The sequence below is a fragment of the Paracoccus alcaliphilus genome (genome assembly GCF_028553725.1).
Lineage (GTDB): Bacteria > Pseudomonadota > Alphaproteobacteria > Rhodobacterales > Rhodobacteraceae > Paracoccus > Paracoccus alcaliphilus.
On record NZ_CP067124.1, the window covers coordinates 2,295,236 to 2,310,095 of the forward strand.

Sequence of the window (14,860 nt, forward strand, 5' to 3'; positions counted from 1 at the left end):
GCGGCGGCGGCGATCAGGCGCCGACCGCCAGCCGTTCGTGATTGCCGGATTCGGGGTCGCGCAGCACATAGCCGCGTCCCCAGACGGTCTCGATATGGTTTTCGCCGTCCAGCGCCGTTGACAGCTTCTTGCGCAATTTACAGATGAAGACGTCGATGATTTTCAGTTCCGGTTCATCCATCCCGCCATAGAGGTGGTTGAGGAACATTCTTTTTTTAACGTAACCGATTGAAATTTAACGGCCCATAGGGGCGGTTTCAATTCTGATTTCCGGTTTCCTGTTTCGTTCGCCTTGCGTTCTGCGCCTCTCGCGCCTTCGCGCGCATGTCGGCTTTTCGGCTGTAATGGCGGGCCATCTGCTCCGATGTATGCCCTGTGATAGCCATGACATGCTCAATACTCATTCCCGGCAGACTGGCGATCTCGGCGGCCGCAGAGTGACGCAGGCAATGGATATCCCATGGCATCGCGTCGATTTTCTTCCTGACATCGGTGATCAGCTTGTGCGCCAAGGAATAGCTGACTGATCTGCCATTTTGCTGCGCGATCAGCGTCTCGCCGATTCTCGGCGCAGCGTCCAAGGCGTCGGCCAGCGCGTCGGTGAACGGGACAAAGATGCCGGCGCCGGTCTTCTGCTGCTGGACCCAAATCCCGCCGTCCTCGATGTCGGCCCATTTCATCGCCAGCACGTCGCCGATTCTCTGGCCGGTGCCAAGGAGAACCTCGAAGATCAACAAGGGTAGGGGGTCGGCCACAGCGCGATATGCGGCGATCTTATCTTCGGGCCAAGGTTCCCGGGCGGGTCGAACCCCTTTCAGCTGCTCGACCCCTTCCGCCACATTCCGATCCAGCCATCCGATCCGAACGCCGAACGCCAACAGCGTTGAGAGCACCCCGATCTTCCGGTTGGCATCTGTCGGCTTATCCTTCAGGGCGTCCCGCATCTCATAGATTTGCGAGGTGCGAAGGGTGACGGGGTCAATGTGACCTGCGGCCTCCTCCAGATAGGCAAAGTGTCGCGAGTATGACTTTCGGGTGTTTACCGCGAGCGCGGGCCAGCGGTCCGATATCATATACCGATGGATCAGCCCCTTGACGGTGCGCTTCGGGGCAGGGGGATTGCCCCGCATCATCAGGGCATACTCCGCGGCGAACTCGGCAGTGCCGGGGGTGGCATACATGCGTTGGGTCTTCCCCCACCGGCAGAAGTAGATGAGCCGGTTCTTTCCCTTGCGATAGACGTAAGATGGCAGATCGCGTTTCATTTCTTGCGGCGCCAGTCTATGAAATCAGCGGGCATGGTGTCTTTCGGTGTTTCAAATATCAGGTTGATCTTTTCGCCCTCGATCTCCGCGCCGATCACGACACGGCCAACTTCCTGGCTGGCAACAATGAGACGCTTGAGCTTTGTCTCGATCCTAACCGCCATCAGAACATCACCTCCTGTCGTGCATCCTCATAATCCTCGGCCCGCTCCAGCCGCTTCCTACACGGCGAGATCCATCCAAATCTGGTGCCGAAGCGGTCTGACGGGCAGTACTGCATCCAGATCAACCAGCAATAAGCCGTCGCGGTGCTTCCCGTGGCGCTCAGCTTGCCTTTGTGCATGACGACGCGTTCAGAGAATTGCAGGATCACCGTGGGCGGGCTGGCATTATACAGTCGTTCAAATCGCCCGACCCCTTCGAGGAATGCGCTGCGAACGATCACCGCGACGCCTTGGCGCGAAGTCCGCAGCGCTCGCTCGATGAACTGTTCGGCCAGGCGAAACGGCGGATTGGTAATCGTCCAATCGACCGGCTCTGGATCGGGACCAAACAGATAATCCTCGACGCGGAATCCCGCGCCGTAATCGTGCACATCCGCCGCATCGACCGCCGGGAAATATTCCAGCAGCGGCCGGACCATATGGCCGCGATTGGCGGCGGGTTCTCGGCAGCTGTCCATGATGGCGTGGGTTTTCAGCCACTCGCACAACGCCCGCGTGGCCCATGGCGGCGTTGGGAAATCGTCCAGGCTGTCGTGGGGCTCGGCGCGCTGCTGCATGACGGCGCTGCTGCGGTTCTGGGTCATGCCCGCGCCTCCTTCCGCCCCTCGGCGGCCCGGCTATCGTCGCGGATCCGCTTGAGGACGCCGCAGGCCGACCCCTTCGAATAGCCGAGCCTCTGCGCGATCTGATCGACCGGCAGACCCTCGTCGCGCATGCGCAGGGCGTCCAGCATGTGTTCATCGGTCCATGGCCGGCGCTTGGTCATGCGGCATCCCTCATCGCTTCACTCCCCCACTGATCGGCACATGCCTCTGCCACGCCTTCGAATGTCCGGCTGCGGAAACGCCACCGATCCGGCCCCGGCGAGGCGCGATGAACCGCACTCCAGCGTTTGTGTTCATCGGTCCCGGGCTTCGGCGGCGTCAGTCTATGGGTTGCGGTCAGGTGCGGCAGCCCACGCAGGTAAAAACCCGTCGCCTTGAAGAACGGCTCGCCGAACCACCACGGCTGCACGATCTGCGGCTTCGGTAGATCCGCGGGCAAGCGCTCGCGGGCGTGCTTGTGCATCACCGGGTTCTCGACCGCGACACGATCGACCGGGGCGTTCCAGCAGGCGGCGAACAGCGCGGCGCCCTCATCCAGCTCAAGCCACATATCCGACCTTGTGCGGCCGGGCGGCGGCGTATGCAGCCAGCGCACCCCGCTGTTGCACAGGCGCGTGCAGGGTGGATGGGCGACCACAAGCAAATCCCAGCCCTCGGCCAGATGATCGAGAATGTCGCCCTGGATATGACGATTGCTGCCATCCTCGGCAGGCAGCAGATCGCAGGACCAGACATCATGCCCACGGGCGGCGAAGGCCCGGCGCATCACGCCCGAGGTCTCGCAGCCGATCAGGATACGCATGGTGGTCATCACGCACCGCCTTTCGCGAGCCCATCCCGCTCGCCAGCCTCATATCCCGCGCTGAAAGCAACACATTCGGCCATCTCGACTGTGCTGTTGCACAGTTGACCCGCATCCGGCAGCTGTGTCCTCTTGTTCCACTCACGGAACTCGCGCGCAGCAATTGTGCGTCCGGACAGGATGCACCCCGCAACAGGATGCTGCGCGCGATCCATGCCGAGGATCATCGGCTGTGAGCCGCAGAACGGGCATGACAACAGGTCCGGCTGGATGCTCATGCCTCATCCTCCAGCCAGCACATCACGGTCAGCAGCGTGAAAACCATCGCCACCATGCCGACCCACCCTCCGACCTCGACCGGCAGTCCCAGATCGTGCGCCAAATAGCGGCCGCATATGGAAGCCAATGCGGTCAACCCGGCGCCGACGGCGAGGCACAGGGTCATAACGGTGGCCAGCGCCATGGATCTGATCAGTCTCATTTCTCGCCCTCCGGCAATTCGTCCAAATACGGATCGTCGTCATAGGCCGGGTCGATCCACCCATTCCCGCGGCATTCTTCGCAATCCTCATCACCCCATCCGCAGATGCAGTCTCCCGGCCAGCAATCGCAGTGGTGGTATCCGCGCCCGCTGCATGCCGGGCATTTTTCCAGCTGACCTGCGGTCATAAATCTTCCTCCTGAAAGCAGTATTCGCAGGGGCTGATCGCCATGCGGCACCAATCCTCGTAGCCGGTGCCGCCGCATTCCGGGCAACCCTCAGAGCCGCCCTGCGGGCCGAGGTGACGGCCGATCTGGCGCTTGGCTTCGTCCAGCGTCGGGGCCTCGCCATGCGCGTCACCTTCGTCATGCACCCAGACGAACGGGGTGCATGGAATGTCGAAGGTGCGGATGGCGATGCCGCGATATGTCACCTCGGCGGTCATCAGGCGCCGCTGGTCTCGGGCACGCCCATCAGGAACGGCACGCCGGTGGCCTCCTGTGCCTGCGTCATCGCCTCGCGGGCGGCATCGCGCAGCGCGACATCGGGGTTGTAGAGCTGAACGATGAACTTCACGTCTGAGCCCGCCTTGCGATAGCGGAAACGCACGGCCAGACGATACAGCGCGCCTTCCTCGAAGACCGGGATCGCGATCATGAACAGGTTGGGCAACGTCAGCGGCTGGCCGTCGGGATCGCGATGCTCGGTCAGGAACTGGACCTTTGCCTCGCCGGTGTCGCGGTTGGTGGTGACGTTTAGGTGACCCTGCTCATGCACCTTGAACTCGCGCGACAGCAGGTTCAGCGCCGTATACTGCCCGAACCGTCCCTGCACCTTGGCAGCCACCTCGATCATCCGGGCTTCCCATGCCTCCGGATCGGACTTGCCTTGCCCCAGCAGCGCGGGCGTCGGATCAAGGAAATCCTTGGCGTTCTCTTCGATGAACTCGCCGAATACATCCTTGTCCAGCGCCTTGCCGCTGATCTCGTTCCAGCGCTTCCACTCTTCCGAGACAGGAAAGCTGTAGGTGCCGGTATGACGGCCATAGCGCGCCGCCGGATCGCCATTCGTGTGATCGATGACCGGCGCGCCTTCGCCGTGATAGTCGATCACCGAAACCAGCTTCGGCACCGGGTGGATCTGGCCGAACAGCACCGTGTCCGCGCCCTTGAAACGATTGGTCCAGACAATCATGCTGTCCAGATCGGCGAGAACAGCCCTGCCGGTGCGCTGAAACGGTTTGAGGGCCTGAATGGCCTCGCGATTCTTCGCGGTCAGATCATGCAGGACCATGTCCTTCGGCGCACTGATGATCATCGGCGCAAGCGGCGCTTCTTCCGACGGACAGATGACAATTTCGTACTCGCCGACGCGGCGCATCTCTTCGATGATCGTCTCGGCGATGTTCTTCGGGGTTTCGGTGGTCATGGTAGGGTTTTCCTTACTCGGCTGCGCGCAGCTCGCGGCGGCCATCGACGTCGCGGATTTCCATGCGGGATTGGGCGGGGTTGTGGGTGGTCAGGGCGCCATCGCCGGTCAGCCAGCCGACGGCCTTGTGCTTGGGCGGCTTCGGTCCCTCGACCTTATCGGTGATCGCCATCTCCAACTGGCCGAAACGATCGCACTTCATTTCGATGGTGATGACGATCTTGCCCTTCGCTCCGGTGGCGAAGTCCTGAGCAAACTGGCGCATCTCGACATTGTTGGCCTCGATCCGCTCCAGCAGATCGGGCAGGTAATCACCGTTATCGGCGAGCGACAGCATCTGATCGAGGCTGCGCAGTTCGGGTGGGTTTGCCATCTGGCATCCTTTCGGTTGCGAAACAAAGGAGCCGGGAAGGTGAAGGGAAGAGAAAACACCTTCCCGGCAAGTGCCCGCGACAGGACAGTGACATGCGTCGCGGGGTTCGAATTCAGACCGGGATGCCCTTATTTTCCGAACAAGAGGACAGGCCTTTCATGGCTTGTCGGCATCCCGGCACCGGCCCCACCACGGGGCCGGATCTCGGTCAGAGGCTCACAGCCCCTCGACGATGTTCACCCAGCCCAGATCGCGGGCCTGCGCGGCAGTGGGCGCAACGAAATCCAGCAGCCACTGCCAGTCCACGCGGGTCAGCAGCCATGCGACCAACAGCAGCAGGATCAGAAGCGCCCCGCCCAGAAATCCGACAAAGCCAACGGGCCGACGGTCATCATCGACGGGATCGGGGAAGCGGGCGGTCATGCCAACAGCGCCCCTGCGTCAGTGGGTTCGTCCGCGAAAAGGGCGAACTCGACGCTGCGCACCTGCGACAGATCGACGGCATAGCTGTCTTCGGGCCTGCGGATCGCGGCAAAGCGCGGCGCCGGCACGTCATCAACCATCATCTTGCCAAGGTGATCGAGAAGGGTTCCGGCCTCTTTCGCGCTGACGTTGGAAACGGTCTGGATCCCACCGTCCCGGAACATGACCTTCAGCAGGCCAAGGCGCTCAGGCTGTTCGCTGATGCTCAATGTCGATCTCCCGTCCGGCGGCGTGCCGGTTGGGATGAACGTAATAGGGAAGTATCCCCATTGTAAAGCATTAAATGGGGATACTTCCCCTTTTTAATCTTGCCGCCCCGATTCGCGCCCGCTATCCTGCGAATAGGGAGGGCGACGGATCGCCACCCGCCAGCGCCGGGCTGCGGCGCATGAAAAAGCCCGCCGTGGGGCGGGCGGAGATGGCGGTGCGCTGTGCCTACCTTATGCCACGCCAGGAGGCTCTACCTCGACCGGGCTGAATGGCATTTTCAGGGGATCTGGCCTCGGGGTATCGTGTATTCTGGATTGCCTGTAATCGGTGGCATAGTCGGCAAGGCGTTCCGCTCGGGCGGCTGTTTTTGTGGCCCACATCTGGGCCTTCTTGTCAAACATCGTCTGGTAGGAGATTTCGCACTCCAAGACGACGCTGGAGCCATCGACCGCGTCATCTATCGCTTGAGAGATGACATTGAAATAATCCATTCCGTCGAGCATGAAGCTGACGTCTTCGTCGGCTGCCATGCCGACCCAAGCCTTTGTTTCCTCTTCGTGGGTAGCAACAACTTGGGGCGAATTCATGTTGACGTCGTATTTCACGAAGGAAAGTCTGCATTTGGCCTTGAACCACTTCGCCGGGGTTCTGCCGGAATTTCGGACCCAAACTCGTATCACATAGGCATCTCGCCCACCGTTCGGGAGCGCCCTGGAGGTTCTCCCTGCGTAGATTATCTCCGTGAATTTGACGGTCAGATAAGCCCTGTTCTGACTGGCGTTAGTGTTCCTGGCCTCTTTCACGGCCGCTCCTGCGAACAAGGCCGCCAGTGATGCGGACACTACCCCAAGCGCCGCCGCCAAGGCTGTGACGGCTGCTGAATTTTCTGTAAGGAAACGCCAAATGAACATCGCAATCTTGGTTATTTCTCTGGGGGCCTTTTTTTCTTGGACAGTCGCCTGTGTGGCTGTGTGGCTGCTGATTGATGGCCTGCTTGATCGCAGCTTAGAAGTATCAGCCTCCGCATTGCGTCACGCGCTTCTGGCTGGCGTGAGGGCTGCCAGTTTCATCACAACTATCTTCGTGTGGCTGGTAGGGACACTTGCAGTTGCCGCATTCTCGTTAGTCTGACCTCACTCATCCGCCAACATCGCCGCCCTGATCGCATCCGCCACGGCCTGCGCCATCTCGGCAATTGCCGGGTCCGGATCGCTGGCCGCCTCGGCAAACCCTGCCGCCAGTTCCTCGCGCCCCTCAGGCGTTGACGCAATGCCCATGGCCATGCCGACCATCATATGCGTGGCGGCGCGCTTGGTGGCCGCGAGCTCGGCTTCAAGTTGGGCTATGCGCTCTTTGTCGCTCATATCCTCTCCACCATATCTTCCGGCAGCGCGAAGATGACGCGCGACGCCCATTTGATCCGCTGGTTGTGCATGGTATCGGCATTGGGGTTCAGTGAAATGAGGTGGAACAGGCCCGGCTCATCGCCAGTCCGCACTTGCTTCAGCCATGCCATCCCCGTTGCATCCTCGACCACGCAGGGCCGCCCGATGTCCTCATCCGGGATGCCCTCATGCGTGGCGCGGCTGTAGAACAGGATATCGCCCGGCTGATACATTGGCATCATCGAGTCGCCCGAGACGATCACTGCGGCGAAGGTGCTGGCGGGTGCGCGGCGCAGCAGCTGCGATGGCGCCGCGACCGAGAACATTCCGCCATTGTTTTCGTGCACGTCGGTCAGCGGCACGCGAGCGCCCGCGCCGACTTCGCCGATGACAGGGATGAAGTTCCCGATGAGGCTAGGTGCCCCTTCGCCGAGGCGGATTATCTCATCCACCGTCATCCCTATTGTGCTGGCTAGCGCAAACGCCGTTGAGACCTTGGGAGACGACTTCTTTCGAAAAAGGTCTCTTACCGCCGTCGTTCCCATCCCCGACGCCTCGGACAGCGGTGCGGCCTTCCAGCCTGTCCGCTTCATCGCAACTTCCAGGCCGCGAACAAAGGCATCCAGATCGGTGTTTTCCATATGGGGAAACTGCCCCATTCGTAGCAATTCAGCCACGGGGAAGTTTCCGCTTTACAAAATGGGGATGCTTCCCCATTTTAGGGGCATGGAACAGTTTCTTGCCGATATTGAAGAGTATTGCACCGCCACCGCGACCACGCCCCAGCGCTTGTTGCGGGCATCGATCGGCGCCGGGTGGGGACAATGGCAAAAATGGAAGGACGGCGACAGCAGTCCGACGATGATCGTTGCCGACCGGGTGCGCGCCTATATGGCGAAGCACTCCCCTGCTAACGCCGAGGGCGCAGCATGATCCGCCATGCCGCGCCCTCTCGCCCTTCTTCTGTTGCTCCGTCTTCACGCGGACATAACAGCACGGGATTGCCGGAAATGAATTTCAGAAAATCGTCGTCGGCACATTCCGCCGAGGATGCCGAGCGCGAGTGGTTCGCCAGCCTGCTGTGGCGGGCTTTCCCCGAGGCGCGGTCGGAAAACGATCTGGCGGAACTGGCCGCCGAGGTGCTGACCTCGGACAAGCGTCCGGTGACACCGCGCACGGTGCGCAACTGGCTGCGCTGCGAGAATTCGCCCCATTTCCGTTATGTGCTTCGCGTCATCGCGCTGGTCGGCGCCGAGGCGGTGTTTCAGGTGATCGACCCCGAGGTGCGCTCATGAAGGTCTGGTGGCGGATGTGCCAGCGATACAACGAGGCGCGCTATCGGCGCGCCGTGAAGCTGGGCGACATGGCGGCGGCGGTTCGCTTCCAGTCACGCTCGGAAAAGTTTTACCAGCGCGTCAAGCGGGGGCGGAAATGACTCCGACTGAACGCTCTTTGCTTCTGATCTGGGAATCGGCGCTTGAGCTTGAGACTCGCCCCGAAGATGCCATTGCCCTGCTTGTCGACGCTGCGGCGTTCGGCCTGAATGAAGGCGATTTCGACCCTACGTCGATCATTCGGCGCCTGCGCGATACGTTCGATCTGTTGCACATCACAAAGCACATTGGGGCCAAGCAATGAAGCGCGTCTCAATGGCCCGTATCCGCGCGGCGTGGCTGGATGACACGCTGACCACGGCGCAGGCTGCCGAGCAGGTCGGACTGACCCGGGCGAATTTCTGGCGCAGGGCGAAGGCGCTCGGACTTCCTTCCCGCAAGCGCGGCAAGCCGTGGCGGATCGCCTCGGACCGCGAAGCGGAATTTACGGACATGTGGCGGCGCGGGGTCCCGGTCGCGGAAATGGCGCGTCATTTTGGTATTGCGTCGTCCGGGATCATCTATCGCCGCAAGGCGCTTGGCTTGCCGGGTCGTTCACACGACCTGCGCCATTTTGCCGTTGGGCGCGAGGAAGAATTCGCCGCCATGTGGCTTGCCGGGATCGATTCGGCAGCTATCGGCAAGCTGTTCGGCCAAAGTGCCCGCACTGTCGTTGAGCGTGCCCATCTGATGGGCCTGCCGCGCCGCCCCCGTGGCAGGCCGGGCCTGCCGATCGAGGCATGGCAAGAGATTCGCCTGGCCGCATTGCTTGCCGACGCTGCGAAACGTGAACAGCAGGCCGCGCGAGAGCGTGCTGCATGCGAAAAGGTGGCGGCATGAGCAATCTGCAACTGGCATCCGTCGATGACCTCGACGAATATCCGCTGTCGCCGGAAGACCGGCTGGACAGTCATTACTTCATGGCATGGGAGCGGCGGCGCTGGTTGAACTGCGACATGCGCCTGAAGGGCACGGCGGAATGCCGGGCTTTGTTCTTCGATCTGATCAATATCAGCTATGACCAGTCTCCGGTCGGCACCTTGCCAACGGATTATGGTGTTTTGGCCAAGATGCTGTTTGTTGACCGCGACCATTTCACCCAGTTGTGTCGGCTGGAGTTCGGACCGCTGCACAAATGGCGCCGCGTGAAATGCGGCGAGGAAATCCGCCTGATGCATCCGATGGTGCTGCGGTCGCTGACCGAGGCCATCTCGCGCAAGGAAGATCACCGGGCCCGCAGCGAAGCCGCCAGCGTGTCCAAGCGACTGCTGAGGTTGCGTGGATCTCTGGCAGGATATCAAGCCGAATTGGCGCAGAACGACGCGGCCGTCCGCTGGATCGATGAATGGCTGGTCAAGGAAGGCTGCGAATACCGGTCCTCCAGCTGGATCGAGCGCGGCATCGCGCGGTGGTCGGATCACATGCTGGATCTGACGATGGCGCGCGGGCGAACGCGGGCCTGAGACTTTCCGAACTGTCCTGAAATTGTCCGAAAGACAGTCTGAGACAGTCCGCAGACACTTCAAGACTGTCTCGTTCGATAGAGACAGGGACAAAGACAAGGAAAGAGACAGGGGCAATCCCGCGACAGTCGAGCGGTTGCGCCTGTGGATAAGTCGGCAGGGCTGAGAAAGGGGAAGGTGGTGATGACTGGAGTAAGTGCAGAAGCGAAGGCGCGGGTTGAGGCGTTGCTGCTGGAGCCTTTGGCGGGGCTGAAGCGCAAGCGCGGACGCAGCGCCGAGGATCACGACAAGGCCATGGAGCGGTTGCGCACCGATCTGGCCTATCTGACCGATGACGAATTGCGGGCCATGGTCGAGCTGATCACGGCGCATGCAGTTTCGACCAAGGGTGTCTGGCCGGATGAGGGGTTCATCCGCGTCTGGGCTTTCGATCTGCGCAAGCCGCCGGCGCGCGAAGCCACCTATCCGCCCAGCCTGATGCGCTCGGAGATGGGCGACCGGGCGGTGGCCGAGGGTTGGGCGGTCGAGCTTTACGCCGTGGCCAAGAAGTTCGGCCCGCCCCCGCCGCCGCGCTACATGCAGGGCAAGCTGAAGGAAGAGGCGGCGAACAACGCCCATCGGGCGCGGGTGATCATCCAGAACAGGGATGCTGGCCGGGCAACCGAGGGCGAGCTGGCATGGCTGGCGTGGCGCGCTGCCGAGTTGAAAGAGATCCACGAAATCCGGGCTGAGAAAAAAGGGGCGGCAGCATGACTATGGTATTCGACAGGGCGGGAAGTGCCGAGGCTGTGGCGCGGGCCGCGGCTGTGCGGCAGTCGCGTATCGATGCCGAAGCGGCGAGGATGGCAGCGGTGCTGGCGCGGGCGGCGGCGCCGGAGGAATGCGGACCCGCTATCATCCCCGCCCCTGCTCGGGGCGTTTGCTATGCTGAGCATCAGGTGACGATGGTTCCGAACGGGGTGGATGCGCGGGGCATGGAGAAGTGGGCAGCCGCCGCAACGGGCTATGGTCATCGCGCTGCGGTTCGCAAGGGAGATGTGTTCGATCGCATCAGGGCGCGGTCGCGCAAGGGGTCGCGCGGCGACCTGCTGACGCCGGGACAGATCGCGCAGGCGCGTCGTTACCGCGACTTGGTCGAACATCTGGCGGCGGGCAGCTACAAGCTGTCGCAGTTGGATCGGGCCAGCGGCTCATCCGAGAGAGATTTCATGGACGCCCGGCTGGCCGTGTCGCGCGAGGTCGATGAGATGCGCCGCAGGGTCGGGTCGGATGCGATGCTGTCTGTTCGTCGCATGCGCCCGGATGCGAGGGGCAGCAGGGTGACGATCATGGATATCAGGATCGTGGATTTGATCTGCCTCGGCGATGCCGATCCGTCCGAGGTGCTGCGCAAGCACGGCTGGCAACCCGATGGACACCGCAGAAAGGCCGTCATGGTGGCGCTGGGAAGGGCGCTGAACCGCATGATCGGGTATCGGGACTAAAAAACGTGTTGACGGCTTATACCCGTCTGTGGCACGTATACCAATATTATCAGGAAGTGCGCCCGCAGGGATCATCCCCTCGCGGGCGCTTCCATTTGCGCCATACGAGGGGAAGCTGCCGCGCCCCGATCATACGCAGGTCCGCCCGATGTGGGCCCCGGCAGCCAAGCGGGTGGGATGCCCGCGCCAATCGAGGATCAGCACATGAGCAGACTTGGGCGGATGCCCTCGCGCTTCGATGGCGCTGAGCAAGCTGGCCAGCGTCTCAGCAAGACGTTCAGAGATCGGTTCCAGCATCGAGAGGTGATCGAGCCGTGGCGGCGCTGGTATAAGACGGCACGTTGGCAACGGCTGCGCGAAGGCGTCCTGATCCGTGATCTGTTCACCTGCAAGAAATGCGGGAAGATCGAGTCCGATACCTCGCAGTTGGTCGGCGACCACATCGTTGCCCATCGTGGCAATGCCGATCTGTTCTGGCTGCCGTCCAACATCCAGTGCCTGTGCAAGCCCTGCCATGACCGCATCAAGCAGGCTGAGGAAAGGTCAGGTCATCATGCATCGTGATCAGGTTGAGCAACTGCTGAACCGCTACACGCCCGAGCAGTTGGCTCGCGCCTACCTCAAAGCAAGCCGCGAGCTCAATGAGGCGTTGAGATCGGCAGAGAAACTTCGGGCTGAGAAGTTGTTTCGCGACAAGTTGCGCAGCTTCAAAGAAGGGTTCGGGATCTGATGCCGATGCCGCTTTTGGTTCCAGTTGATGTCCCCTGCCAATGCGGGGATGGGATGCACTGGCACAAGTCATGGCGGCGCGGTTGGCGTCTCGAATGCATCTGCGGTCGCTGTGGGCCGTGGAGGTCGCAACCCGAACGCCGTCAGGCTGGATCGCCACCGATGGTTCAAACTTCGGCGCCGCCGCCATCGGCGAAATAGCCCGGCCCGGCTCATCAGGGGGGGGGTGGGTCAAAAGTCAGAGCATGGTTCGGCCCCAGACCCGCGCCCCCCTCATTCGGAGATTTTTTTTCGCATGCCCCATGAAAATCCGGACGAAATCATTGGCCGGACCCTCTGGGGCGATCCGGTCTATCGGGTCTCGCGGGTACGGGGCCGTCCGCCTTTCGAGTGGACGCAAGAAAATTCGTTCAAAGTCAGCATGTTGCTGGCGGCAGGTTGGAGCAACACCCGGATCGCAGGCACGGTGCTTGATCCGCGCACCGGCAAATCGATCAGCGTGCCGACGCTGAAACGGTATTTTAGAGCCGAGCTGTCCCAGCGCGATCATGCCCGCGACCAGCTGGTTGCCAAGCAACTGATGGTCGCGGCCGATCAAGCCTTCGGTGGAAACGTCGGCGCGATGCGCCTGCTGGACCAGCTGATCGCCAAGAACGACCAGAAGCTGGCCGCGTCGAAGATGACGCAGCCCGCCGAGGGCGAGGATGACCGCGAGGATGAAAAGCCCAGCTCACGCTATGTCGGCAAGGGCGAGATGTCGCGCCGGAAGGCAAATGCGCTGGCGACGGGCGAGGAACAATCCGAATGGGGCAGCCTGTTGAGGCCGGGCAGTTATGAGAACTGACGATCTGCCGGCGCCGGAAAGCTGGGATACGTCCCTGCCGGACTGGAAGGCTCGGATCGTCAATCGCAAGCCGCTGATCCCGGACCTGCCGCTGTTCGACGCCGTCGCCGACAAGGCACTGGCAATCTTCAAGCGGCTGAAGATTCCTGATGATTTCGGTACTCCGCGCACATTCGAAGAGGCTGGCGACGACTGGATATTTGATTTTGTCCGCGCGGTCTTCGGCAGTTATGACCCGGAACGCAAGGTGCGGATGATCCGGGAATTCCTGCTGCTGGTCCCGAAGGGAAATGCCAAGACAACCTATGCGGCGGCGATCATCCTTGTCGCCGCGATCATGAATGAACGGCCCCATGCCGAGCTGATGCTGATCGCGCCCAGCCAGAAGATCGCCAAGCGCGCGTTCAGTCAGGCGGCGGGGATGATCCGCCTCGACCAAGATCTGACGGCGATGTTCGACCCGAAGGCTTACAGCAACGAAATCGTCAAACTGGATGACGTGGTGCCATCGCGAATCCAGATCGTCTCGGCCGATCCGTCGGTTGTCACCGGCGCCATGGCGACGTTCACGTTGATCGACGAGACGCATGAGTTCGCGAAGATGTCGAAGGCCGCCGATGTCTTTGCCGAGATCAAGGGATCGCTCGGCAAGAGACCGGACGGTTTCCTGTTGCAGATCACGACGCAATCCAAGGCGCCGCCGACCGGCGTCTGGAAGTCGGAACTGACGATCGCCCGCAAGGTCCGCGATGGCGAGATGCGCCGGTCTCTGCTGCCCGTGTTGTACGAGTTGCCACCCGAGATGGCCGCCAATGATGGCTGGCGGGATCGCAGCACCTGGGGAATGGTCAACCCGAACCTGAACCGGTCGGTGAGCGAGGATTATATCGCGGGCGAGATAGAGAAGGCCGAGATCGACGGCCCGCACCAGATGGCGCTGATCGCCTCGCAGCACCTGAATGTCGAAGTTGGCCAGGGCCTGAATGCCGATCGATGGGCGGGCGCGCTGTATTGGGAAAAAAACGCCGATCCGTCGCTGACCTTCGAGCGAATGCTGGAGGACTGCGACGTGATGGTGGCGGCGGGCGATGTCGGCGGGGCAGATGACCTGTTCGGTTTTGCAGCCATCGGTCGCCACCGCCACAGCCGGAAATGGCTGGCGTGGCACTGGGCATGGTGTCTGCGACCGGTGCTGGAGCTGCGCAAGAGCATTGCGCCGAAGCTGGAGGAACTGGCCCAGATGGATCAGCTCGGGATTACCGACAGCGCAGCCGAACAGGTCGAGGCGGCGGTGCAGATCTGCTGCCGAATCCGAGATGCAGGGCTGTTTCCTGAAAAGGCCGGCATCGGCCTTGATCCTCACGGGGTTGCGGCGCTGGTCGATGCGCTGGAGGAAGAAGGGTTCGAGCTGGGCAAGGACATCGTCCCGGTCGGACAGGGCTACAAGCTGAGCGGTGCGATCAAGGGGGTCGAGCGCCGCCTGTTCGACGGGCGGCTGAAACATGGTGGGCAGGAGCTGATGACGTGGTGCGTCGGCAATGCCAAGGCGGAACAGCGAGGCAACAACGTGTATGTGACGAAAGAGGCGGCAGGCGTCGCCAAGATCGATCCGTTGATCGCGCTGTTCACCGGCGCCATCCTGATGGACGGCAACCCGGAGCCGGTCGGCAACCTCGACAGCTTCATCTCTCAGCCCCTCATGGTGATCTGA

Annotated in this window: 28 protein-coding genes and 1 pseudogene; 13 read left to right on the top strand and 16 right to left on the bottom strand. The window is 61.9% G+C overall.

Annotated features, from left to right (window positions below; all coding sequences use genetic code 11):
• Positions 1 to 13: 13 nt before the first annotated feature.
• The 14 genes and pseudogenes from JHW40_RS11770 to JHW40_RS11835 all read right to left on the bottom strand — a co-directional run.
• Positions 14 to 214, bottom strand: a pseudogene (locus JHW40_RS11770) (winged helix-turn-helix domain-containing protein); the annotation flags it as partial.
• Between the two features lie 43 nt (positions 215 to 257).
• Complete coding sequence (locus JHW40_RS11775; RefSeq protein ID WP_090613645.1) at positions 258 to 1,265, bottom strand: tyrosine-type recombinase/integrase; 1,008 nt, start codon at positions 1,263 to 1,265, stop codon at positions 258 to 260.
• Positions 1,262 to 1,429: a hypothetical protein gene (locus JHW40_RS11780; protein WP_170851857.1), complete on the bottom strand. Its 168-nt coding sequence runs from the start codon at positions 1,427 to 1,429 to the stop codon at positions 1,262 to 1,264. The genes JHW40_RS11775 and JHW40_RS11780 overlap by 4 nt, the downstream gene beginning before the upstream one ends.
• Positions 1,429 to 2,073, bottom strand: coding sequence for a class I SAM-dependent methyltransferase (locus JHW40_RS11785; RefSeq protein ID WP_090613647.1), 645 nt, complete (start codon positions 2,071 to 2,073; stop codon positions 1,429 to 1,431). The genes JHW40_RS11780 and JHW40_RS11785 overlap by 1 nt, the downstream gene beginning before the upstream one ends.
• Entirely contained in the window at positions 2,070 to 2,255 is a 186-nt protein-coding gene (locus JHW40_RS11790; protein ID WP_090613650.1) for a helix-turn-helix domain-containing protein, read from the bottom strand. Before JHW40_RS11790 ends, JHW40_RS11785 begins: the two co-directional genes overlap by 4 nt.
• Positions 2,252 to 2,908, bottom strand: a complete 657-nt coding sequence (locus tag JHW40_RS11795) for a hypothetical protein (RefSeq protein ID WP_090613653.1) — start codon at positions 2,906 to 2,908, stop codon at positions 2,252 to 2,254. The genes JHW40_RS11790 and JHW40_RS11795 overlap by 4 nt, the downstream gene beginning before the upstream one ends.
• Entirely contained in the window at positions 2,905 to 3,174 is a 270-nt protein-coding gene (locus JHW40_RS11800) for a hypothetical protein (RefSeq protein WP_090613656.1), read from the bottom strand. Before JHW40_RS11800 ends, JHW40_RS11795 begins: the two co-directional genes overlap by 4 nt.
• On the bottom strand, positions 3,171 to 3,377 hold the full coding sequence (locus JHW40_RS11805; RefSeq protein ID WP_139208186.1) for a hypothetical protein: 207 nt from the start codon (positions 3,375 to 3,377) through the stop codon (positions 3,171 to 3,173). Before JHW40_RS11805 ends, JHW40_RS11800 begins: the two co-directional genes overlap by 4 nt.
• 184 nt (positions 3,378 to 3,561) lie before the next feature.
• On the bottom strand, positions 3,562 to 3,822 hold the full coding sequence (locus tag JHW40_RS11810; RefSeq protein WP_090613661.1) for a hypothetical protein: 261 nt from the start codon (positions 3,820 to 3,822) through the stop codon (positions 3,562 to 3,564).
• A complete protein-coding gene (locus JHW40_RS11815; protein ID WP_090613664.1) occupies positions 3,822 to 4,805 on the bottom strand; it encodes a DUF2303 family protein in 984 nt (327 codons plus the stop codon). The genes JHW40_RS11810 and JHW40_RS11815 overlap by 1 nt, the downstream gene beginning before the upstream one ends.
• Positions 4,806 to 4,818: 13 nt before the next feature.
• A complete protein-coding gene (locus JHW40_RS11820; RefSeq protein WP_090613666.1) occupies positions 4,819 to 5,178 on the bottom strand; it encodes a hypothetical protein in 360 nt (119 codons plus the stop codon).
• Positions 5,179 to 5,394: 216 nt separating this feature from the next.
• On the bottom strand, positions 5,395 to 5,601 hold the full coding sequence (locus JHW40_RS11825) for a hypothetical protein (RefSeq protein WP_090613669.1): 207 nt from the start codon (positions 5,599 to 5,601) through the stop codon (positions 5,395 to 5,397).
• Positions 5,598 to 5,870, bottom strand: coding sequence for a hypothetical protein (locus tag JHW40_RS11830; protein WP_090613672.1), 273 nt, complete (start codon positions 5,868 to 5,870; stop codon positions 5,598 to 5,600). The genes JHW40_RS11825 and JHW40_RS11830 overlap by 4 nt, the downstream gene beginning before the upstream one ends.
• Positions 5,871 to 6,101: 231 nt before the next feature.
• On the bottom strand, positions 6,102 to 6,782 hold the full coding sequence (locus JHW40_RS11835; RefSeq protein WP_090613674.1) for a hypothetical protein: 681 nt from the start codon (positions 6,780 to 6,782) through the stop codon (positions 6,102 to 6,104).
• Between JHW40_RS11835 and JHW40_RS11840 the strand changes: the two genes are divergently transcribed.
• Positions 6,775 to 7,002 carry a hypothetical protein gene (locus tag JHW40_RS11840; protein WP_090613677.1) on the top strand — a complete coding sequence of 76 codons (228 nt, stop codon included), beginning with the start codon at positions 6,775 to 6,777 and terminating at the stop codon, positions 7,000 to 7,002. The two genes, JHW40_RS11835 and JHW40_RS11840, sit on opposite strands and share 8 nt — an antisense overlap.
• Positions 7,003 to 7,004: 2 nt before the next feature.
• Here JHW40_RS11840 and JHW40_RS11845 read toward each other — a convergent pair whose 3' ends face one another.
• Positions 7,005 to 7,235 carry a hypothetical protein gene (locus JHW40_RS11845; protein WP_090613680.1) on the bottom strand — a complete coding sequence of 77 codons (231 nt, stop codon included), beginning with the start codon at positions 7,233 to 7,235 and terminating at the stop codon, positions 7,005 to 7,007.
• Positions 7,232 to 7,897, bottom strand: a complete 666-nt coding sequence (locus tag JHW40_RS11850) for a LexA family transcriptional regulator (RefSeq protein WP_272848975.1) — start codon at positions 7,895 to 7,897, stop codon at positions 7,232 to 7,234. The genes JHW40_RS11845 and JHW40_RS11850 overlap by 4 nt, the downstream gene beginning before the upstream one ends.
• Before the next feature lie 85 nt (positions 7,898 to 7,982).
• On the opposite strand from JHW40_RS11850, the gene JHW40_RS11855 reads away from it, so the two are divergent.
• From JHW40_RS11855 to JHW40_RS11910, 12 genes are all read left to right on the top strand, one after another.
• Positions 7,983 to 8,189 carry a hypothetical protein gene (locus JHW40_RS11855; RefSeq protein WP_090613814.1) on the top strand — a complete coding sequence of 69 codons (207 nt, stop codon included), beginning with the start codon at positions 7,983 to 7,985 and terminating at the stop codon, positions 8,187 to 8,189.
• Between the two features lie 77 nt (positions 8,190 to 8,266).
• Positions 8,267 to 8,551 carry a hypothetical protein gene (locus JHW40_RS11860; protein WP_090613685.1) on the top strand — a complete coding sequence of 95 codons (285 nt, stop codon included), beginning with the start codon at positions 8,267 to 8,269 and terminating at the stop codon, positions 8,549 to 8,551.
• The gene (locus JHW40_RS11865) at positions 8,548 to 8,691 is read left to right on the top strand and encodes a hypothetical protein (RefSeq protein ID WP_170851858.1); all 144 of its coding nucleotides are present in this window, start codon (positions 8,548 to 8,550) and stop codon (positions 8,689 to 8,691) included. The genes JHW40_RS11860 and JHW40_RS11865 overlap by 4 nt, the downstream gene beginning before the upstream one ends.
• Positions 8,688 to 8,894, top strand: a complete 207-nt coding sequence (locus JHW40_RS11870; protein WP_139208187.1) for a hypothetical protein — start codon at positions 8,688 to 8,690, stop codon at positions 8,892 to 8,894. Before JHW40_RS11865 ends, JHW40_RS11870 begins: the two co-directional genes overlap by 4 nt.
• An 11-nt stretch (positions 8,895 to 8,905) precedes the next feature.
• Positions 8,906 to 9,469, top strand: a complete 564-nt coding sequence (locus JHW40_RS11875) for a hypothetical protein (protein ID WP_090613691.1) — start codon at positions 8,906 to 8,908, stop codon at positions 9,467 to 9,469.
• A complete protein-coding gene (locus JHW40_RS11880) occupies positions 9,466 to 10,092 on the top strand; it encodes a hypothetical protein (RefSeq protein ID WP_090613694.1) in 627 nt (208 codons plus the stop codon). Before JHW40_RS11875 ends, JHW40_RS11880 begins: the two co-directional genes overlap by 4 nt.
• A 183-nt stretch (positions 10,093 to 10,275) precedes the next feature.
• The gene (locus tag JHW40_RS11885; protein WP_139208189.1) at positions 10,276 to 10,845 is read left to right on the top strand and encodes a hypothetical protein; all 570 of its coding nucleotides are present in this window, start codon (positions 10,276 to 10,278) and stop codon (positions 10,843 to 10,845) included.
• Entirely contained in the window at positions 10,842 to 11,576 is a 735-nt protein-coding gene (locus tag JHW40_RS11890) for a hypothetical protein (RefSeq protein WP_090613699.1), read from the top strand. The genes JHW40_RS11885 and JHW40_RS11890 overlap by 4 nt, the downstream gene beginning before the upstream one ends.
• 204 nt (positions 11,577 to 11,780) lie before the next feature.
• A complete protein-coding gene (locus JHW40_RS11895) occupies positions 11,781 to 12,140 on the top strand; it encodes an HNH endonuclease (RefSeq protein WP_090613701.1) in 360 nt (119 codons plus the stop codon).
• Positions 12,130 to 12,306, top strand: a complete 177-nt coding sequence (locus JHW40_RS11900; protein WP_170851859.1) for a hypothetical protein — start codon at positions 12,130 to 12,132, stop codon at positions 12,304 to 12,306. The genes JHW40_RS11895 and JHW40_RS11900 overlap by 11 nt, the downstream gene beginning before the upstream one ends.
• 294 nt (positions 12,307 to 12,600) lie before the next feature.
• Positions 12,601 to 13,149, top strand: a complete 549-nt coding sequence (locus JHW40_RS11905) for a resolvase (RefSeq protein ID WP_090613705.1) — start codon at positions 12,601 to 12,603, stop codon at positions 13,147 to 13,149.
• On the top strand, positions 13,139 to 14,860 hold the full coding sequence (locus tag JHW40_RS11910; RefSeq protein WP_090613708.1) for a terminase large subunit: 1,722 nt from the start codon (positions 13,139 to 13,141) through the stop codon (positions 14,858 to 14,860). Before JHW40_RS11905 ends, JHW40_RS11910 begins: the two co-directional genes overlap by 11 nt.

Excerpts from the sequence above, each read along its gene's own strand:
- JHW40_RS11775 (WP_090613645.1), bottom strand. The coding sequence starts at position 1,265 with ATGAAACGCGATCTGCCATCTTACGTCTATCGCAAGGGAAAGAACCGG.
- JHW40_RS11780 (WP_170851857.1), bottom strand. The coding sequence starts at position 1,429 with ATGGCGGTTAGGATCGAGACAAAGCTCAAGCGTCTCATTGTTGCCAGC.
- JHW40_RS11785 (WP_090613647.1), bottom strand. The coding sequence starts at position 2,073 with ATGACCCAGAACCGCAGCAGCGCCGTCATGCAGCAGCGCGCCGAGCCC.
- JHW40_RS11790 (WP_090613650.1), bottom strand. The coding sequence starts at position 2,255 with ATGACCAAGCGCCGGCCATGGACCGATGAACACATGCTGGACGCCCTG.
- JHW40_RS11800 (WP_090613656.1), bottom strand. The coding sequence starts at position 3,174 with ATGAGCATCCAGCCGGACCTGTTGTCATGCCCGTTCTGCGGCTCACAG.
- JHW40_RS11805 (WP_139208186.1), bottom strand. The coding sequence starts at position 3,377 with ATGAGACTGATCAGATCCATGGCGCTGGCCACCGTTATGACCCTGTGC.
- JHW40_RS11810 (WP_090613661.1), bottom strand. The coding sequence starts at position 3,822 with ATGACCGCCGAGGTGACATATCGCGGCATCGCCATCCGCACCTTCGAC.
- JHW40_RS11815 (WP_090613664.1), bottom strand. The coding sequence starts at position 4,805 with ATGACCACCGAAACCCCGAAGAACATCGCCGAGACGATCATCGAAGAG.
- JHW40_RS11820 (WP_090613666.1), bottom strand. The coding sequence starts at position 5,178 with ATGGCAAACCCACCCGAACTGCGCAGCCTCGATCAGATGCTGTCGCTC.
- JHW40_RS11825 (WP_090613669.1), bottom strand. The coding sequence starts at position 5,601 with ATGACCGCCCGCTTCCCCGATCCCGTCGATGATGACCGTCGGCCCGTT.
- JHW40_RS11840 (WP_090613677.1), top strand. The coding sequence starts at position 6,775 with ATGAACATCGCAATCTTGGTTATTTCTCTGGGGGCCTTTTTTTCTTGG.
- JHW40_RS11835 (WP_090613674.1), bottom strand. The coding sequence starts at position 6,782 with ATGTTCATTTGGCGTTTCCTTACAGAAAATTCAGCAGCCGTCACAGCC.
- JHW40_RS11845 (WP_090613680.1), bottom strand. The coding sequence starts at position 7,235 with ATGAGCGACAAAGAGCGCATAGCCCAACTTGAAGCCGAGCTCGCGGCC.
- JHW40_RS11850 (WP_272848975.1), bottom strand. The coding sequence starts at position 7,897 with ATGGAAAACACCGATCTGGATGCCTTTGTTCGCGGCCTGGAAGTTGCG.
- JHW40_RS11855 (WP_090613814.1), top strand. The coding sequence starts at position 7,983 with ATGGAACAGTTTCTTGCCGATATTGAAGAGTATTGCACCGCCACCGCG.
- JHW40_RS11860 (WP_090613685.1), top strand. The coding sequence starts at position 8,267 with ATGAATTTCAGAAAATCGTCGTCGGCACATTCCGCCGAGGATGCCGAG.
- JHW40_RS11865 (WP_170851858.1), top strand. The coding sequence starts at position 8,548 with ATGAAGGTCTGGTGGCGGATGTGCCAGCGATACAACGAGGCGCGCTAT.
- JHW40_RS11870 (WP_139208187.1), top strand. The coding sequence starts at position 8,688 with ATGACTCCGACTGAACGCTCTTTGCTTCTGATCTGGGAATCGGCGCTT.
- JHW40_RS11875 (WP_090613691.1), top strand. The coding sequence starts at position 8,906 with ATGGCCCGTATCCGCGCGGCGTGGCTGGATGACACGCTGACCACGGCG.
- JHW40_RS11880 (WP_090613694.1), top strand. The coding sequence starts at position 9,466 with ATGAGCAATCTGCAACTGGCATCCGTCGATGACCTCGACGAATATCCG.
- JHW40_RS11885 (WP_139208189.1), top strand. The coding sequence starts at position 10,276 with ATGACTGGAGTAAGTGCAGAAGCGAAGGCGCGGGTTGAGGCGTTGCTG.
- JHW40_RS11890 (WP_090613699.1), top strand. The coding sequence starts at position 10,842 with ATGACTATGGTATTCGACAGGGCGGGAAGTGCCGAGGCTGTGGCGCGG.
- JHW40_RS11895 (WP_090613701.1), top strand. The coding sequence starts at position 11,781 with ATGAGCAGACTTGGGCGGATGCCCTCGCGCTTCGATGGCGCTGAGCAA.
- JHW40_RS11900 (WP_170851859.1), top strand. The coding sequence starts at position 12,130 with ATGCATCGTGATCAGGTTGAGCAACTGCTGAACCGCTACACGCCCGAG.
- JHW40_RS11905 (WP_090613705.1), top strand. The coding sequence starts at position 12,601 with ATGCCCCATGAAAATCCGGACGAAATCATTGGCCGGACCCTCTGGGGC.
- JHW40_RS11910 (WP_090613708.1), top strand. The coding sequence starts at position 13,139 with ATGAGAACTGACGATCTGCCGGCGCCGGAAAGCTGGGATACGTCCCTG.